The 18,371-nt window shown below is 35.8% G+C and carries 12 protein-coding genes; 5 read left to right on the forward strand and 7 right to left on the reverse strand.

The genetic code is table 11. The features are described from left to right. Positions 1-235: 235 nt before the first annotated feature. Positions 236-388 (reverse strand): hypothetical protein, encoded by a 153-nt coding sequence (locus VKJ25_RS05460; protein WP_324235612.1) that lies wholly within the window; start codon positions 386-388, stop codon positions 236-238. Positions 389-400: 12 nt separating this feature from the next. Between VKJ25_RS05460 and VKJ25_RS05465 the strand changes: the two genes are divergently transcribed. After that, positions 401-958 (forward strand): DUF2062 domain-containing protein, encoded by a 558-nt coding sequence (locus VKJ25_RS05465; RefSeq protein ID WP_324235613.1) that lies wholly within the window; start codon positions 401-403, stop codon positions 956-958. A 139-nt stretch (positions 959-1,097) separates the two neighbouring features. Here the strand turns inward: VKJ25_RS05465 and VKJ25_RS05470 are convergent, their stop codons facing one another. The 4 genes from VKJ25_RS05470 to VKJ25_RS05485 form a co-directional block, all read right to left on the reverse strand. Beyond that, positions 1,098-2,393: an NAD(P)/FAD-dependent oxidoreductase gene (locus VKJ25_RS05470; RefSeq protein ID WP_324235614.1), complete on the reverse strand. Its 1,296-nt coding sequence runs from the start codon at positions 2,391-2,393 to the stop codon at positions 1,098-1,100. 553 nt (positions 2,394-2,946) lie between these two features. Continuing rightward, positions 2,947-3,723 (reverse strand): sulfite exporter TauE/SafE family protein, encoded by a 777-nt coding sequence (locus VKJ25_RS05475; RefSeq protein WP_324235615.1) that lies wholly within the window; start codon positions 3,721-3,723, stop codon positions 2,947-2,949. Positions 3,724-3,731: 8 nt separating this feature from the next. Beyond that, positions 3,732-4,271: a rhodanese-like domain-containing protein gene (locus tag VKJ25_RS05480; RefSeq protein WP_324235616.1), complete on the reverse strand. Its 540-nt coding sequence runs from the start codon at positions 4,269-4,271 to the stop codon at positions 3,732-3,734. 400 nt (positions 4,272-4,671) lie between these two features. Continuing rightward, positions 4,672-5,370, reverse strand: a complete 699-nt coding sequence (locus VKJ25_RS05485) for an MBL fold metallo-hydrolase (protein WP_324235617.1) — start codon at positions 5,368-5,370, stop codon at positions 4,672-4,674. Positions 5,371-6,095: 725 nt separating this feature from the next. Between VKJ25_RS05485 and VKJ25_RS05490 the strand changes: the two genes are divergently transcribed. From VKJ25_RS05490 to VKJ25_RS05500, 3 genes are all read left to right on the forward strand, one after another. Then, positions 6,096-7,787, forward strand: coding sequence for an ABC transporter ATP-binding protein/permease (locus VKJ25_RS05490; RefSeq protein ID WP_324235618.1), 1,692 nt, complete (start codon positions 6,096-6,098; stop codon positions 7,785-7,787). A gap of 989 nt (positions 7,788-8,776) precedes the next feature. Further along, the gene (locus VKJ25_RS05495; protein WP_324235619.1) at positions 8,777-9,193 is read left to right on the forward strand and encodes an L-type lectin family protein; all 417 of its coding nucleotides are present in this window, start codon (positions 8,777-8,779) and stop codon (positions 9,191-9,193) included. 755 nt (positions 9,194-9,948) lie between these two features. Continuing rightward, the gene (locus VKJ25_RS05500) at positions 9,949-10,941 is read left to right on the forward strand and encodes an AAA-like domain-containing protein (protein WP_324235620.1); all 993 of its coding nucleotides are present in this window, start codon (positions 9,949-9,951) and stop codon (positions 10,939-10,941) included. Positions 10,942-11,639: 698 nt separating this feature from the next. Here the strand turns inward: VKJ25_RS05500 and VKJ25_RS05505 are convergent. Then, on the reverse strand, positions 11,640-13,229 hold the full coding sequence (locus VKJ25_RS05505) for a hypothetical protein (RefSeq protein ID WP_324235623.1): 1,590 nt from the start codon (positions 13,227-13,229) through the stop codon (positions 11,640-11,642). A 585-nt stretch (positions 13,230-13,814) separates the two neighbouring features. Then, the gene (locus VKJ25_RS05510) at positions 13,815-14,756 is read right to left on the reverse strand and encodes a glycosyltransferase family 2 protein (RefSeq protein WP_324235621.1); all 942 of its coding nucleotides are present in this window, start codon (positions 14,754-14,756) and stop codon (positions 13,815-13,817) included. Positions 14,757-15,756: 1,000 nt separating this feature from the next. Here VKJ25_RS05510 and VKJ25_RS05515 point away from each other — a divergent pair. Continuing rightward, the gene (locus VKJ25_RS05515; RefSeq protein WP_324235622.1) at positions 15,757-17,967 is read left to right on the forward strand and encodes a molybdopterin oxidoreductase family protein; all 2,211 of its coding nucleotides are present in this window, start codon (positions 15,757-15,759) and stop codon (positions 17,965-17,967) included. Positions 17,968-18,371: the final 404 nt, after the last annotated feature.

Raw genomic sequence — 18,371 nt, forward strand, 5'->3', positions numbered from 1 at the left:
ATATGCTCCCTTATGCGCTAGGGTTTGGAGACCAAACCCCTACAGTTTTTGTTGAGGCATGATTTCTTATAGCTATAATGAATGATATCAAATCCGGTAGTATCGGTAGAAATAAATATCGTAGGGGTTTGGTATCCAATTTTTCGGGAACCGTACCCTTACAAACTAGCAGTTTTCCTCAATATTGATGGTAAACCTTGTTCTCCAAAGCCAGCGGATTTAATACGATCGGGACTTACGCACGAGTAACACAATCTCGACGTTTGAGATTGCTTTCCTCCGGAATGCTCCGCAAACGCACCTCGCGAGCAATGACAGAAACACGTTGTTCTGCGTAAGTCCTAATGATACAAAAAACATTTAAAGCTATAATATTCAACCAAAACAAATTTATTTAAGTATGTTTAAAAATATCTCAAAAATTCCAGAACAACTTTTACCCAATCTAATTCAAAAAAAATTTCCATCAAATAAAAATAAACCGCCAAAATTTTACAGATACGGGCAATATTTATATTGGCGTTTTATCCGAATGCGGGAAACTCCCGAATATATTGCTAGAGGTTTAGCAGTAGGAGTATTTGCTGGATTATTTCCTATTTTTGGTTTTCAAACCATAGTTGGTGTCGCATTAGCAACTTTATTCAGAGGTCATAAAGTTGTTGCTGCTGTTGGAACTTGGGTCAGTAATCCTTTAACTTATTTACCAATATATGCAATTAATTTTCAAGTTGGTCAATGGTTACTGAAGTCTCAAGAGCAGTTTGTTCCTGCAAGTATACTTTCATTTTCAGAATTAATTCAATATGGAACTAAATTTGTCACATCTCTATTTTTAGGCTGTTTAGTAATGGGTATAATTAGTGGAATATTCAGTTATTTTGTAGGTTTAAAATTAATTCATTTCTGGCGTAGCGATCGCCGTAAAAAATCCTCTTCAATGGACTCTTCTTTCTGATTAAAAATATCAAATTCATTGGCATTTATCTTATAAGAAACCGGGTTTATGGGAGACAGATATCAGTAGAGTGGACATTATGGTTCCCGATCAATCATATAAACCCGGTTTCTCTGCTTTTACTGATACTATTGATTCATTAATCCCTATTTACTAATTGATTAAGTGGCTGAAAAACATCCGCTTCAAAAGCTCTACCTGCCAACATCCGATTCCAGTAAATCCAAGGTAGAGCATAAGCTTTAGCCAAAAACATAACATAACGTTCTTTAGTCGGATCTAGAGGGAAAGAAGGAGCCACTTTCTTCTCATAATCAAATTCCGCCATGATCGCTGAATCATAACCAGTAATCAAAGGACAACAGGTATAACCGTCATATTTCGCCATTAATGGCTGACTCTTCATCTTTGAAAGCAGGTTTTCTACCACTATAGGTGTTTGTTTCCGAGCAGATGCCGCCGTTTTAGAAGTAGGAGCAGATGAAGCATCCCCTAAGCTAAATACATTAGGATAACGATTGTGTTGCATTGTATATTTGTCTACATCTACCCAGCCTTTTTCATCAGCGAGGAGACTTTGTTTAATAAAATCAGGGCAACTCATCGGTGGACTAACATGAATCATATCATAGTGAATACTTACCTCTTCTACTCCGTTTTCAGTTGTGACATCAAAAATGGCTTCTTTACTATCTGCTTTAATTTCTTTCAGGTTATGTTGAAAATTAGTAGTAATTCCACGTCTTTGTACAACTTTTTCTAAGGTTGCATTGTATGCTGGAACCCCAAACATTCTTGTACCAGCGGTGCAAAACATGACTTTAGTGTTAATTCCTACTCCTGCTCTCTGCTTAAAAGAGTCATCTGCCATATACATAATTTTTTGTGGTGCGCCACCACACTTAATGGGAGTATTAGGATAGGTAAAAATCGCTGTACCCCCTGGGAAATTTTTAATAGTTTCCCAGGTGTAAGGGGCATAATCTTTGGAATAGTTGCTGGTGACTCCACCCTTACCTAATGCTTCTGGTAGTCCTTTAACTAAATGCCAGTCGATCTGGATACCCGGACAAAGAACGAGATAGTCATATTCTATTGTTTGACCTTGAGCTAAAGTCAAACAGTTGCGATCTGGATCGAGAGTGGTTACATAATCTTGAATCCATTTTGCCCCTTGAGGAATCACATCTTTTTCCTCTCGAATAAATTGATCGATGGGTGCAATGCCTCCTCCTACTAATGTCCATCCCGGTTGATAGTAGTGTTTCTGACTTGGTTCAATGATCGCAATATCTAAGTTAGATTGTTGTCTGAGCAGTTGAGCTGCAGTTGTAATTCCTGCTGCTCCACCACCGACAATAACAATTTGATAGTGAGAAACAGAATTAGTTAATGGAATAGATTTTTGTTGTTCAAGTTGTATGGTACTCACCATAATAAATTTTTCTCCTTGTTTAATTAATTAAAGTTGGCTGATTGATCGGGAACCGTAAAAGTCTTTTGTGTTCAGCATTTAGCTAAAAGCTTTAACATTTATTTATCAATGTTTTAATATTTATAGGACTTACGCAGAGACCCTATATATATAGCGTCTAACACTATAGCGCAATAGTTTTTCAACTCTATACATAGTACCTTTGCGTCAGTCCTAATCAGCAATCTCTAAATTAATTTATTTTTTTATATAATAAACATAAAAATCAGATATTTTGATTTTTTTACATTTGTTTAAAGAATGAACGAATTGTTAGCGATCTAGAAAAGATATTAATATCAACGGGATCGTTTTTTTTATTACATTTTTTAAGAAATATAAGTATAAAAAAGTATAGATCCCTAAAGAAACCGGGTTTCTGGGTTGTGCGATCAACCCGGTTTCTGGATTGTGCTGCGTAATAATATGTATAAAAAAGTATAGAAACCGGCTTGAAATTAAATTTTCAAACTGACACCTCACTTCTATAAACCCGGTTTATTAGTGGATAAATTTACCGTTGAATTAACACAAAAATTCCCACAGCTAAAACAAAATAGCCAAAACCTTTTTGTAAACTTTTAGCATCAATTAAACGAGTCAGATAAGCACCAGCAATAGTGCCGAAACTAGCTGCGATCGTGAAAGAAATCATTAAAGCCCAATCCAATTCCACCTGGTCAAGATAACCCGCAAACCCCGTCATAGATTTAAAAGCAATAATGATCAGGGAAGTCCCGATCGCTTCCTTCATCGGAATACCCCCTAAAAGGACTAAAGCCGGAATGATCGCAAAACCACCCCCTACACCCACAAATCCAGTTAAAATCCCTACTCCCAATCCTTCTAATGGGATAGCCCACCATTGACTGTGGCCTTCCTGATGACTATCATTCTCTGGTTCCGAGTCCTGATTTTTCACAGGTGGCTTTCCTTTCCGAATCATTAATACGCTGGCCAAAACCATGATGACAGCAAAGCAAATCAGTTGAAAAGTTTCCGTAATAAAGTCAAACGCTGCTATCCGCGCTCCCAGATAAGCCCCTAACATAGCAGCAGGAGCAAAAGTACCAGCCACTCGCCAATTAAGATTTCCTTGCATCCAGTGAGGAATTGCACCAATGAGACTCACAGAACCGACAATGAATAAACTCATAGTGATGGCTTCTTTGGCCCCTATTTTCATAACGTAGATTAAAATTGGTACGGCTAGGATAGAACCCCCGCCACCAATCAAGCCCAGGCTTAGTCCAATACAAATCGCTAAAAAATGTCCAATAATCCAAATCATAATTTCGTTTACAACTTTTGATTGTAAGGTAATTTTGCCAGTAACATAGCCAGGGCGCAAGTATTAGTAATGCCAGCAAACAGAAGTCCGCATCCGATAAAACCACTAAGAATTAAAAACCATTGGGAAACAAATGCTCCTAAAAGTGTACCTGTTACGACTAAAAAACCTGTTACAATTTGTACCTGACGCATCAGACTTATAGGAGCATTACGATTAATAATAGTTGGTAGTCCTGCTTTTTTCCAGGCTTCGATACCACCATCAAGCTGAGTCACTTTCTCGAAACCTACCGCCAATAGCTTTTTGGCTGCTTGACCAGAGCGGTTGCCAGCTTGACAGTAAAGAACTAATGTTTTATCTGGCTCTGTGGGAATTTGATGAGGTTCAAATTTAGACAAGGGGACTAATACAGCTTGGGGAATATGTTCCCCTGCATATTCTGACGCTTCCCGAACATCAACCAGAGTGGCTAGGTTGTCATCTAACCAAGATTTTAAGGTATCTGCATCAACGGTTTGTAATGGGTTGTAATTAAGAGTTGTCATCTAATTTTGAATTAAAATATTCAGTAATAGAGCGATTCGAGAAAAATCAATAGCTATTGGTAGGGTGCGTTTCGCTACGCTAACGCACCAAGACTGCATATATAATATAGTGCGTTTGCTATTGGTAGTGGACTGTTTCACCTTAAATGTTGCAATAGATGTAGGTTGGGTTGTTTGCGCACTTCATTGGGAAGCAGGGGAGGAAACCCAACAACAATCTTTCTCCTGTACGGACGTTTTCGGCGCTTGAGCCGACATAAAACGCATTTTTGTTATGCAACGTCCTTACCTTACTCCCCTAATCCCTAATGCACTATTTTAAGTGAAACAGTCCTTTAGGGTGCGTTACGCTACGCTAACACACCCTACTAACAACGTTCATGGGTAAGTCCTAACTAATTTAGACAGTAGCTGCCACTTTACCACAACCTTGATTAGCGGGGACTGCCTCTGCTATTTTTTTAGGGTTAGGCAAATTAAGATTGCTCATAAGTTCAATGAAACTATCGCGATTGTGTCCCACAAAACGAGGATTGAACTGCTTTTCTTCTCCAATGGTAGAAACGGTTTGACCTCTATAATCGTGACCAGGATAAACTAATGTATCATCTGATAAGGTAAATAGTTTCTGAGTAATGTGATCGTATAGTGTTCCTGCATCTCCACTTTGAAAATCTGTACGACCGCAACCTCTTATTAACAGAGCATCTCCTGTCAAAAGACTATCATTATTTACGAGATAAGCCATGTGGCAATCGGTATGACCAAGGGTGCTGATCGCTTTAATTTCAATTTTCCCTACTTTTAATACTTCTCCATCTTTAATGAAGCAGTCTGCACAATCAACTTTAGCATTTTCCGGGAGGACTCCCTGACAACCTTTTAGTTTTCTTAATTCCCCTGTTCCTGTTACATGGTCAGCATGAATATGGGTTTCTAAACAATATTTGAGTGTGAGTCCGAGTTCGTCTATGAGTTTAGCATCCCGTTCCACTTGTTCTAGAACTGGATCGACTAAAGCTGCTTCTTTAGCACTCATATCGGCAATTAAGTATGTATAAGTGCTGGTTTCTGGATCAAACAATTGACGTAATAGCATTTTTTTCTTATTTAAAGTTACTTAATTGTTTTAAGTCAAATCATACCAGGTTACAAGCTCCAGATTTTATATTTAATAGTTATTTAATCTGAACTGAAATTTTGGCTCAAAAAAGTTAATTCAATAGATATGTCCACAATATTTATAGAAAATAGATATAGGATCAAAACCACATCAAGCTATAAAAGCTAACAAAAATTCTTTATTCACTTATAATAACTAATAACTTGATCAGGACTTACCCATGATCGACGAGTTTTAGTCATTTGAGAGCAAAAACGCTATGGTTTGCGATCGCAAACCAGCGCTTTTTATGTCCCATAGCGTTTCATGTCGGCGCTTGAGCCGAAAACGCAATGAGAGAAATAGGTTGCTTTGGGTAAGCCCTATGTGATTTAATCAACTTAGATGAGAGATGATGAGTATTCCATAGAACAACTAGCAACCCCCTTGGCGGTTAGGACATAGACTAATGATGAATGTTAGACTAGGAAACACTTTTCCAGCTGTTCCCTTTTCCCTGTTCCCTGCTATAAAACTAGATTTTGTACTCAGATAAAATTTATGAATCATAAAGCTTTGATCAAAAATTAAAAGCAATAGCTTATAGCTGACGGCTGAATGCTTACTCAGGAAGTACGTTTATTGATTGACAATAGATTAATATTCTGGTACATTAGCAATGGCAATTCAATGGGAAAGTTACATTAATAATACCTAAAAATATGGTAAAGAAAAAAAATTTTAACTTGGATTTATTAAAAGATTTTTGGTCAATTGCAAAACTTTATTGGTTCTCAGAACAGAAATGGCAAGCTAGGGGTTTATTATTGTTGGTAATTGTTTTATTAGGAACATTTACGGTATTTAATTTATTACTAACAAATCAACGAGCCGAATTTATTTCTGCACTATCTGCTCAAGATTCTGATAGATTTTGGCGCTCAATTATACAATTTTTTGGTACAATTGTATTTGCTGTACCTTTTGTGTCTTCCTACTCTTTTGTTCGACAAAAACTTAGTGTATTTTGGCGGAAGTGGATGACTCATGGTTTTCTGAAAAATTATTTAAGCGATCGCTCTTTTTATAAAATTAGTTACAACCAAGAAATTGATAATCCAGACCAACGTATCTCTCAGGATATCAAAAGTTTTACAGACCAATCTCTAAGTTTTTTGGTGACTATTATCAATGCCATATTTCAGTTATTTGGTTTTAGTGCTTTGTTATGGTCAATTTCTAAACCATTGGTATTTTTTGTAATTATTTACGCTATTGCTGGTACAGTAATTACAACCGGGGTATTTGGTAAAGCTTTAGTAGGAATTAATTTTGAACAATTGAAGCGAGAAGCTAACTTTCGTTTTGGTTTAATTAGAATTAGAGAAAATGCTGAATCTATCGCTTTTTATGGTGGAGAAAAACAGGAGTTACAGCAAGCAAATAATCTATTTAATGATGCGTTTAATAATTTTAATCGGTTAATTCAATGGCAACTATATTTGGATATTTTTAGAAATAGTTATGATTTTATTACCTGGGCATTACCATCTATAATTATCGGTCAACGTGTGCTTTCTGGGGAACTAGAAGTAGGAGTGATTACTAAAGCTGGAGCCGCTTTTGCTATTATTTTAGGTTCTTTAACAGTTATAGTCGATCAATTAGATAGACTGACAGAATTTGCTGCTGGAATTAATCGTTTATCTACTTTTTGCGATGCTATTGAATCATCTCCTCAAGTTCCGGAAAAGGAATCAACTATTGATACAGTAGTAAATTCTCATTTAGCATTAGAACATTTAACATTAAAAACTCCTAATTATCAAAGAACTTTAGTCAAAGATATTTCCTTGAAAATACCCAAAGGAAAAGGGTTATTAATTATGGGAGCTAGTGGCAGTGGAAAGAGTTCAGTTTTAAGAGCGATCGCTGGTTTATGGAACTCTGGTACAGGAGCTATTTATCGACCTGAATTAGATGAAATATTATTCTTACCTCAGAAACCTTATATGATTTTAGGTTCTCTACGTCAACAACTTTTATATCCCCACACTAATCGAGATACTTCTGATGTAGAAATACAACAAGTTTTAAAAAGAGTAAATCTCTCTCAATTAGAAGAAAGATTCGGTGGTTTAGATACAGTAGAAAATTGGAGTCAAGTTTTGTCAGTAGGAGAACAACAAAGAATTGCTTTTGCTAGACTATTTTTAACTAAACCTAAGTATGTAATTCTGGATGAAGCAACCAGTGCTTTAGATGTACCAAGTGAGGAAATTTTATATCAACAATTACAAGAAAAATTGACAACATTCATTAGTGTTGGGCATCGTCCAACTTTAATAAATTATCATCAACAATTACTAGAAATTACTCCTAATGAGTCTTGGGAACTCAAATCTATTGCGTAAGCATAAGGAAGGAGGCTTTACTTATCTAGGAGAGAAGCTTTAAGAGAAGAAAAAACCTTATATGGCGGTAGATATTTCTGCAACTTTTACACAAACTATACCAACGGACATGATATTACTCCCTCTTCCCTGTTCCCTCAAAGCAATAAATTTTTGATAGGACTTACGCAGGCGCACTCAGAAACCCGGTTTCTCCTATGTTTATTGTCAAAAACAATGATTTACCATAGAAACCGGGTTTCTCCCGTGTAAGTCCTGAACTATTCAGCCGAACATTATCAGGACTTACCCATAAACGCTATTAGTAGTACATTGTTTCACCTTAAATGGTGCAATAGCTGTAGGTGACAAAAATGTTTCTCCCCTACTCCCCTACTCCCTAATCCACCATTTTAGATGAAACAGTCCAGTAGGGTGTGTTTTGCGTTCCGCAAAGCTCCGCTTTATATGTCGGCTCAAGCGCCGAAACGCTAAGCGACATGAAAAGCGCACAACGCACAACGCACCGACACACTATATACACTACCTTTGCGCAAGTCCTGATTATATTATTCCCTGTTCCTTCCCTAAAAATAAATTTTTAACTTTCTTCAAAATGGAGATGCACCCTGACAAATTAGAAATTGTCTACCAACATCTGAACAAATAGGTCTACTAATATAGCAGTCGAAGGAAAGATTAGGACATTGATAAATGCTCAAACTCTGTCGAAGCTTACTTTTGACTTTTGACTTTTGATTTGCATGTAGCGCTATAGCAGCTTTGTGTGTGCCAGATTTAATTCTGGCACTTTTATTAACAATAAATCCGTAAATAACATTGTTCAGCTTGAATAGTTAATTATAGAGACATAAAGCAGTCGAAGCCAAGAACGCAGACATTTATAAATAATGAAACTCTTTGCTAGATACTGTTCTCTGTTCTCTGTTCACTGTTCCCTAGCGCGTAGCGCCATAACACATTGCTAAAACACACAAAGGAAAAAAAATATGAATATCAAAGCTCTTGCTCTTGCATCTGTTATTGGTTTATCTGTTCCTGCGATCGCAGATATTGCCTTAAGCTCTCATCCTGCTGCTGCAATGCCTACTGATTTTGTCCGTCCAACCGGAGCTTTCATGGATAATAGCCAAAATTGGGTTGTTTGGCTAAGATTAGATGAGTTTGGCAACTATACTTATGAAGGTCTGGATCGAAAAAATGGCGGTTCTCTAAATTTGAAAAATGCCTCTATGAGAGGGAATAGTCGGCGGTATACTTATACTTTTGAAAACACAGGTTACAAATATATTATTGCTCATCGACCAAAAGAGCCATCAATTATCCGCCTAACTGTAGTTAGTCCACAAGGAAAAGTAATCTTGAATCGTCTAATGGAAAGAGTTGGTAATGATTGGGACTTGTAAAAACAATTGTCGTTTGAGTAGATTTAATCCTGACATTATCAAACAATTAAATAGTTTCAAAGCTTCCAAATTTTTTGAGAAGCTTTTTTTATTAAACCTGTTTCACATATTTGTCTATAATAGTGTAAATTTAGTTAAAAGGAAACTAAAAATAAAACTTTGACTAATCTAAATAAGTAAGCATTCAGCCGTCAGCTATTAGCTATCAGCTATTGCTTTTAGTTTGTAATAAAAGCTTTTTCATTTTAGAATAAAAATTACTACAAAAGCCAGTTTTTAGGTCTATATTGCTGGAAATATTCTCCTTAGGACTTACGCAAAGGCACTATATATAGCGTATCATTCCCGGAGATTATCCGGTAACGCACCCTACTAATAGCGTTCATGCTATATTGCTTGAAATATTCTCCTTAAGCTTGAGGTTTTTATTGCTGAATGGGAGGGCATTCCGTCGGAATATCTGATAGCTATCAGCGTAACCATTCAGCCTTCAGCTATCAGCTATTGTTTTTAGTTTTTGATATAAGTTTGATGATAAGGTTCCCGATAAATCAGAAATTTTATCTGACTAAAAAATTCAGTTTTAAAGTCTATATTCGTTTAAATATTCTCCTTAAGGTTGAAGTTTTTCTTGCTGTTAGCGCAGCTCCTCCGCAGGAGGCTAGCTGAGGTGCTAATAGCTGAATGCTTACCTAAATAAAATCAAAAATTCAGAAAAATTAGACATTAATAATAATAAACTACTTGATGGTATAATGTATATCAATTCTCCTTATTATATAGAACGTACTGAAGAACTAATCTGTTATTTAGAAATTAATAAACCAGGGGGATTTATTTGTATCAAAGCACCTAAACAAATGGGAAAAACTTCTCTATTGATGAGAATTATTGCTTATTGTAAAAAACAAGGATATAAAATAATCCGATTAAATTTACAAAAAGTAGATAGTACACTCGGTAAAGATATCAATAAATTTTTAAGATGGTTTTGTGCTAATGCAAGTATAAAATTACAATTAGAAGCAAAGTTAAATGAATATTGGGATCAAGATATTAGTAGTATAGAAAGCTGTAGTTTCTATTTTCAAGACTATCTTCTATCTGTAGTAAATAGTCCCATAGTTTTAGCAATAGAAGAAGTAGATCGTATCTTTCAGTTTCCAGAAATAGCCAACGATTTTTTGTCAATGCTAAGGTATTGGTACAAAGAAGCTCAGGAAGTTAAACTATGGCAAAAATTGCGGATAGTATTAGTAGAATCTACAGAAATTTATATTAAAATGAATATTAAAAAATCACCATTTAATATGGGGATAGGTATAGATTTATCACCATTTATTTTAGGGCAAATCCAAGAATTAGCAAAATGTTATCAAATTCAATTATTACCAAGGGAGCAAAAAAAATTAATGGCATTACTTGGCGGTCATCCCTATCTAATTAACATGACTTTTTCCCATATTAAATCTCATCATGCTAGCTTACAAAATTTAATTGAAATAGCTGGGGCAGATACAAGTATTTATAGGGATCATTTACATAGACATTTACAAAATATTCGACAATATCCAGAGTTACAAATAGCTTTTGAAAAGGTATTGCAGGCAGCTACCCCTGTAGAATTAGAAGAATCATTAGCATTTAAGTTAAAAAGTATGGGTTTAGTAGTACAACTGGAGGGTAATTTGGTTATGCCTAGTTGTGATTTGTATAGGCAATATTTTCAAAAGTTTATTAAAAACTAGAAACAATTTTGTGTAATACCAATTTTATAAATTTTTGTACACGAATCAAAATAGTTCCTTTATTTTTCTGCCATAGTTACCCCAAAATACTAATTATACCAATTCCCATGCATTATTGCTATACTTGAGGAATAATTCAGTTATCAAATAATTAGCACAAACCAAATTATTTTTTACCAATTTTAGCTAAGTTAATGTTAATTTTTATGATGTTTATTTCCCCCTCACTCCTTTACTCTCCTACTCCCCAGCTCAATCAAATGTAGAAAAGTTTTTGAGAAATGGTATTATTCGCACCTGAGCAACCTAAAAAATTTCACTTTTTCAAACCCTAAAAAGGCACTTAGTATTTATCTATGAATCAATACTTTTAGATTTAATAAACAAACCCTAATTAGGGTTTACTGAAAAAAGCAGAGTGTGGGGAGGGTGGAAAGTGTGGAAAGTCTTGGGAAGGTGGGAAGACAGAGATAGTAGCAGGAATAATTCTTCTTTTATTTTTTGACTCTTGGTTTGCTAAAAATTCTAACTTTTTGATATTTTGGGCTGAAAAAGTTGCACTTTTTCAACCCTTTAAAAAGACTATAACCATTAGTATATAAAGACTTTTAGATTTAATCAGCAAACCCTAATTAATTTGGGATAAACACTTACTGCCTATAGCCAATAGCTAATAGTTTGCAGCTAAATAATTACAATCAAAACTTACGTTCAATTTTCAAAGGTTGACCAGGAGAAAGTTGTTTAATTTCCGGCGTTAAATCGTGCCATTGCTGTAATTGACCAGCTTGAAAAGTGCGACTCATTACTACATAAATAGAGGTTTGGTCACAACCAATACCCCCATTAATTACATTTAACCAAGACTGGGTAAAAAGTTCATCCTTAATATGCCAAATTCCATCTTTATATGTGAAATTTCGGGTGAAATAAAAAGGTGTATCTTGTTTGCCAGTAATCAGAATTTTTTGTAATATTTTTCTAATTAAATTGGGGAAAAAACGCCCAAAAGTTAACATTACTAATCTGAGAATTATTAATTTTAAAGGTGACATTTGAGTTTGTTTTGCCCAACCCATATTACCAGAAATAGTTATTTCGTCCTGAGATACTTTCACATCATAATCACTGCTTAAATGACTAACTGCATTTAAAACTTTTTTCCCTTTTGTAACTTGGAGGGATAAATGAGTATCAGAAGCAACTAATTTTTGGTCACGAAATAACTTAAAAACACCACCTTTATTCAAACTTACATATAATTCTGTTTCTGGTCGTCTTTTAATCAAAATTTCAGCTTCTTTTAACCAAAGACTAGCAACATCGCGATTAATATCAACAGGTCTTTCTGTAACAAAATCTCGCCATGCTAACAAATAATTCCAAGTATGATGACCAATAATATGATCGTCAGCATAACAAGGGGCTAAACCATTTTTTAAACCTATTAAAAATTGGTCATTAATCGACAAAGCAGCAGGGAACCATTGACCAACTAACTCAAATCCATGAGGGAAAAAGTTATAGGTATTACGACTAGCATATTCTCCGCCAAAAGAACCATCAGGATGAACAAATTGACCAGCTAGTTCGACTGCTTTAATAATAATATCTTTTAATTTTTCACTAGGATTTAATTCATAAATTCTGGCTAAACAAGATATTGTGAGAGTATGATAACCAGGGTCAAAACCAGAATATTCTGTAAACCATCCTTCCTGACTCTGCCAACTTAATAATCTTTCCAGACGACTTGCTTTTGCTTTATCCCACTTTGAGGTTTCTAATAATATACTTAATAATTCTAGACACAAAACAATTAATGCTTCATGGTTAGCCAATTTACCACTTTCATAATGATTAACTAACCAGTTAGCTCGTTTTTCAAAAAAACTGAGAATTGCGTAATTATTTAATCCTAATATTTGATAACTTTCAACACTAGCTAATAAAGAAAAAGCTGTAGCTCCACTAGCTTTTTCAAAGGGAAAATAATCATCACAAGAACCATCAGCATGAGCAGTATTGGCAGCATATAAAATTCCTGCTTCTACCCATTCCTTGATCATTTCCTGAAGATAATATGGATTATTAGGAATTTCTAAAATATAAGCTAAGGCTAGAGGTAAGACAAATTCTTGAGCCATACCACTAGGAAAATCTATTATTTTATAATGCCAAAAATTGCGGTCGAAACAGCCGTAGGTAGGACTATGTAAATTACGATCTAACAAAGTTAAAATTTTGGGGATTTGAGCTAATGCTTCTTCAGCAAATAAGTCTCTCATCTCAATATTTTCCATCTGAGTTATATCATTTTTACTGGATGATAAATGAGATTCTGTATTTGATAAATCAGTTTGATTAGTTATAGGTGGTTCTTGATTTTGCATATTTTCTTTGATTAGCAATCCTAAATAGATTGTCAGATTTTATCCTAGAGGGTTGGTTTCTAAATCCGATTTATGCTAGGGTTTGGAAACCATTCTGCATCGTCAGCATTTAGCGGTCAGCTATTTATTTTACTTTCAGATAAAAGCTTTATTATACGGTTCCCGATAAATCAACAATTTTATCTGATACAAAATTCAACTTTCACTTTCTTTATTCGCTTAAATATCTTCCTTGAGATTAAGCTTTTTATTGCTGAAGTGCTGAGGTACTAATAGCTGAATACTTACGGGTTTGGTTTCCAAGCCCCTACAGTTTAGTTTTCTATCACAAATCATTTAAAATTAATTATAGTTAGGGGAATTATAATAGAGGATATATGAGTAAAACATATCTCTATCATTTTTATCTTTTTTTTTTGAATATTTACTCCTTCTCTCCTAATATCAGCAAATTTTTCTTCCTCCTTCCTTTTGCTTTACTTAATTGCAATCTTGCCTACGCATTCTCACTTGAATTTCTTCCATAATTCTCCGATTTGCTGCCATTAAATCTGCAATTAAACCTAAGATCCATAATTGAAATCCAACTAATACTAATATTGTGGCTAAAATCAAAGTAGGTACTCTGGTTTTTTCATATCCACTAAAAAAGAAAAATAACCAACGAATACCAGAAATTACTCCGAAAATAAATGGTACACTTCCTAACATTATAAAAAAACGTAGGGGTTTGTAAAGTAAGAAAATTCTCAGAATAGTAAATAGAGAACGCAATACATAAATAGGGGTACTTCTAACTAACCGAGAAGGTCTAAAAACTCTATTTGTTCTAATAGGAATAGATGTAATTGTTATACCTTTTTGTCCTGCTTGAATAATGGTTTCTAAGGTATAAGTATAAGAGTTAAATACATTAAGTTGCATCGCAGCTTCTCGACTAAAAGCTCGAAACCCACTAGGTGCATCTGGAATATTTGTATTACTGGCTATTCTTACTACCCAACTCCCTAATTTTTGCAGTAATTTTTTACTATAAGAAAAGTCTTTAGTTTTCCAAATTGGTCTTTCTCCTACGACAATTTCTGCTTGATGCAAAATAATAGGTTGAATTAAATAAGGAATATCATCCGCACAATATTGATTATCTGCATCCGTATTAATAATAATATCAGCTCCGGCTTTTAAACTAGCTTCTAAACCTGCCATAAATGCTTTGGCTAAACCTTGGTTGGTCGGAAAACTAACAATATGATCTACTCCATATTCTTTAGCAACTTCCACTGTTCTATCTTGACTACCATCATTAATTATTAGCCATTCAATAATGTCTATTCCTGGTAGTTTTCGAGGTAAAGCAGTGAGAGTTACTCCTAAAGATTCTTCTTCGTTATAGCAAGGTATTTGAATAATTAATTTTGTCATTGGATAGATATTTGTAAGAGTATTTAGCCGTCAGCTATCAGCTAAATATTTAGCTAGCAATTAAAATTATTGTGGAATACAATATCACTATTTTGTCTTTAAATACAAAAAGCATTTGACTTTTTAACCTTGACTGTTGACTTATAGACTAAGATAACAAAAAAATTCTTTTTAACTAATCCTTTTCTTAAAAAGAAGAGCTAATTATTAATTGTTATAGTGGCTTTCACAAAGGTAGACTACAAAAACTCTTCTTTCTTTCTTTCTTTCTTTCTTTCTTTATTCTTCCTGTAAACCCAAATCTCTGTGCTCTATCAGGACTTACGCAAAGGCACTATATATGGAGTATTGCTCAGTTACGAGATACGCTTTATATGCCGCGTAGCGTTTCGGCGCTTGAGCCGACATATAAAGCGGAGCTTTCGGAACGCAAAACACAACCTACCAATAGCGTTCATGGCTTTAGTCCTATCTATAAAACATGAAAACTTCTATAATTATTCAGAACTTACCAAAGAATTAATAATTAAATAACTAAATAACTAAATAATTCGCGCCTTAAAGCCTCCCCTTTCAAGGGGAAAAAGCGGTCGTCAGCAGAGCTTCCCGAAGGGTGAAATGGATGGGTTCCCTAACCATATCTAACCTCCCCTTGAAAAATAAATTTTTTCCTTTTATTCAATCCTATCCGTTTTTAAGGAGAGGTAATTATCAATTATCCATTATTGAAACAGCGACCTTAGATATAGTGCTTAAAACCCCATACGCAATAGTTTAAATTATGAAACACGGAATGTGGGCTGAAAAATTTGGAAAACGTATCCAATATAACAGACAATTTTTCATAGATTCTTGAATAATCAATCAAAATTACAAAGATAAATAAAAAAAATATCTTAATTAAGAGGGGTATTGATAAATTAAAGTATTACTCTTTATAATATTTACAGGTAAATAGCCACCTGATTCCCTCTTCCCTCTTCCCTATAAAAAATAAACTATGGAACCTACAAAAACTCTTTGCCCCTATTGTGGTGTTGGTTGCGGATTAGAAGTATCACCACCAGCCAGACCAGGAAAACCAACACATCGAGACAGTGAAGGTAATCCAATTTGGAAAGTACAAGGCGATCGCTATCATCCATCTAGTCAAGGGAAAGTTTGTGTCAAAGGTGCTACTATCAGTGAAGCATTGGATAAAAGTCGCCTCAAATATCCTATGATGCGCGACACCCTAGATCAACCCTTCCATCGTGTCACTTGGGAGAAAGCTTTTGAACGCATTGTTGACCGTATTCAAACTGCACAGTCAACTAAAGGAGCAGATACAATTTGTATGTATGGTTCCGGTCAACTTCAAACCGAAGATTATTATATTGCCCAAAAATTGCTCAAAGGATATCTGGGAACCAATAACTTTGATTCTAACTCCCGCCTCTGTATGTCTTCGGCAGTATCTGGATACATTAAAAGTTTTGGCTCTGACGGTCCTCCCTGTTGCTACGATGACCTGGAACAGACAGACTGTGCATTTTTAATAGGCACTAATACAGCAGAATGTCATCCCATTGTCTTCAACCGTTTGCGGGTATATCACAAAAAAAATAAAAAAGTGAAAATGATAGTGGTAGACCCCCGTCGTACTCAAACCGCAGAAGCAGCAGACTTACATTTGGCAATTAAACCCGGTACAGATATTGATTTAGTTAATGGTATAGCTCATCTGCTCATGGGTTGGGGTCGGCTCGATCTAGGGTTCATTGATGAATGTACAACTGGTTTTCCTGAATATGCTGAAGTGATTCGTTACTATAAACCAGAACTGGTGGCACGTCATTGTGGGATTCGTTTGGATGATTTGGAAAAAGCTGCTCGTTATTGGGGAGAGTCTAAACGAGTTTTGTCTCTGTGGTCAATGGGAATCAATCAATCTTCCGAGGGAACGGCAAAAGTACGGACGCTGATTAATTTGCATTTGATGACAGGTAATATTGGCAAACCAGGTGCAGGTCCGTTTTCTCTAACTGGTCAACCTAATGCTATGGGTGGTAGAGAAGCAGGGGGATTAGCTCATATTTTGCCTGGTTATCGAGTAGTGAAAAATCCTCAACATCGAGCTGAAGTTGAACAGTTATGGGGATTAACTCCTGGAAAAATTTCTCCTGTTCCTGGTCGTTCTGCTTGGGAAATGATTACAGGTTTGGAACAAGAGGAAGTTGAGTGTTTGTGGATTGCTGCTACCAACCCCGCTGTGAGTATGCCAGATTTAGAGCGGACTAAAGCAGCTTTGTTGAAATCGCCTTTTACTATTTATCAAGATGCTTATTATCCCACCGAAACTGCTGAATATGCTCATTTGTTATTGCCTGCTGCTCAGTGGGGAGAAAAAACCGGTTCGATGACGAACTCGGAGCGAGTGGTGACTTTATGTCCGGCATTTCGAGAACCTCCAGGAGAGGCGAAAGCAGATTGGGAAATTTTTGTGGAAGTAGGTCGCCGTTTAGGATTTGTGAATCAGTTTAATTTTCCTGACTCAGAATCTGTGAGAGCTGAGTTTTTGGAGTTTACACGGAATCGTCCTTGTGATATGACTGGCATTACCTATCAACGACTCCGAGAACAAGGTCCGACTCAATGGCCTTGCTCTGATAAAAATGGTGTATCTCAGGAACGTTTATATACTGATTTCAAGTTTAATACTTCTGATGGCAGAGCTAAGTTTGCAGCATATTATTCTAAAGGTTTGGCAGAACCACCTAATCCTGGTTATCCTTTTGTCTTGACAACTGGGCGATTATATGGTCATTGGCACACTCAAACCCGCACCGCACATATTCAGAAAATTAAGAAAATGCACCCGATGCCTTTTATAGAAATTCATCCCAAGGATGCTCGGAAGTTAGATATTTCCGAAAATGATTTGGTGGAAGTGCGATCGCGCCGAGGCTATGGCAAATTTCCAGCCAAAATCACTAAAGCTATTACTCCGGGAACTGTATTTGTACCGATGCACTGGGGAGCATTGTGGGGAGATGACACAGAAGTAAATGCTTTGACTCATCCTGAAGCTTGTCCTGAGTCTGGGGAACCAGAATTAAAGGCTTGTGCTGTGCAGTTACAGCGAGTTCAGTTTGAAGAGAATACAGTGTTGGCAACTCATATCAAGCAGCCATCAGATTTTCAACCTATAGAAGTTACAAGTAATTTGTAATATTTTCTCGTAGGGGTTTGGTCTCCAAACCCCCTAAAGTCGGGTAGGGTGTGTTAGGCGCTAGCCGTAACGCACCAGTATTAATTCAAAAATCTCTAAAGTCGGGTAGGGTGTGTTAGGCGCTAGCCGTAACGCACCAGTATTAATTCAAAAATCCCTAAAGTCGGGTAGGGTGTGTTAGGCGCTAGCCATAACGCACCAGTATTAATTCAAAAATCCCTAAAGTCGGGTAGGGTTTGTTAGGCGCTAGCCATAACGCACCAGTATTAATTCAAAAATCCCTAAAGTCGGGTAGGGTGTGTTAGGCGCTAGCCGTAACGCACCAGTATTAATTCAAAAATCCCTAAAGTCGGGTAGGGTGTGTTAGGCGCTAGCCATAACGCACCAGTATTAATTCAAAAATC

This window comes from Okeania sp., assembly GCF_035285525.1.
In the GTDB taxonomy this organism is placed as follows: Bacteria; Cyanobacteriota; Cyanobacteriia; order Cyanobacteriales; family Microcoleaceae; genus Trichodesmium.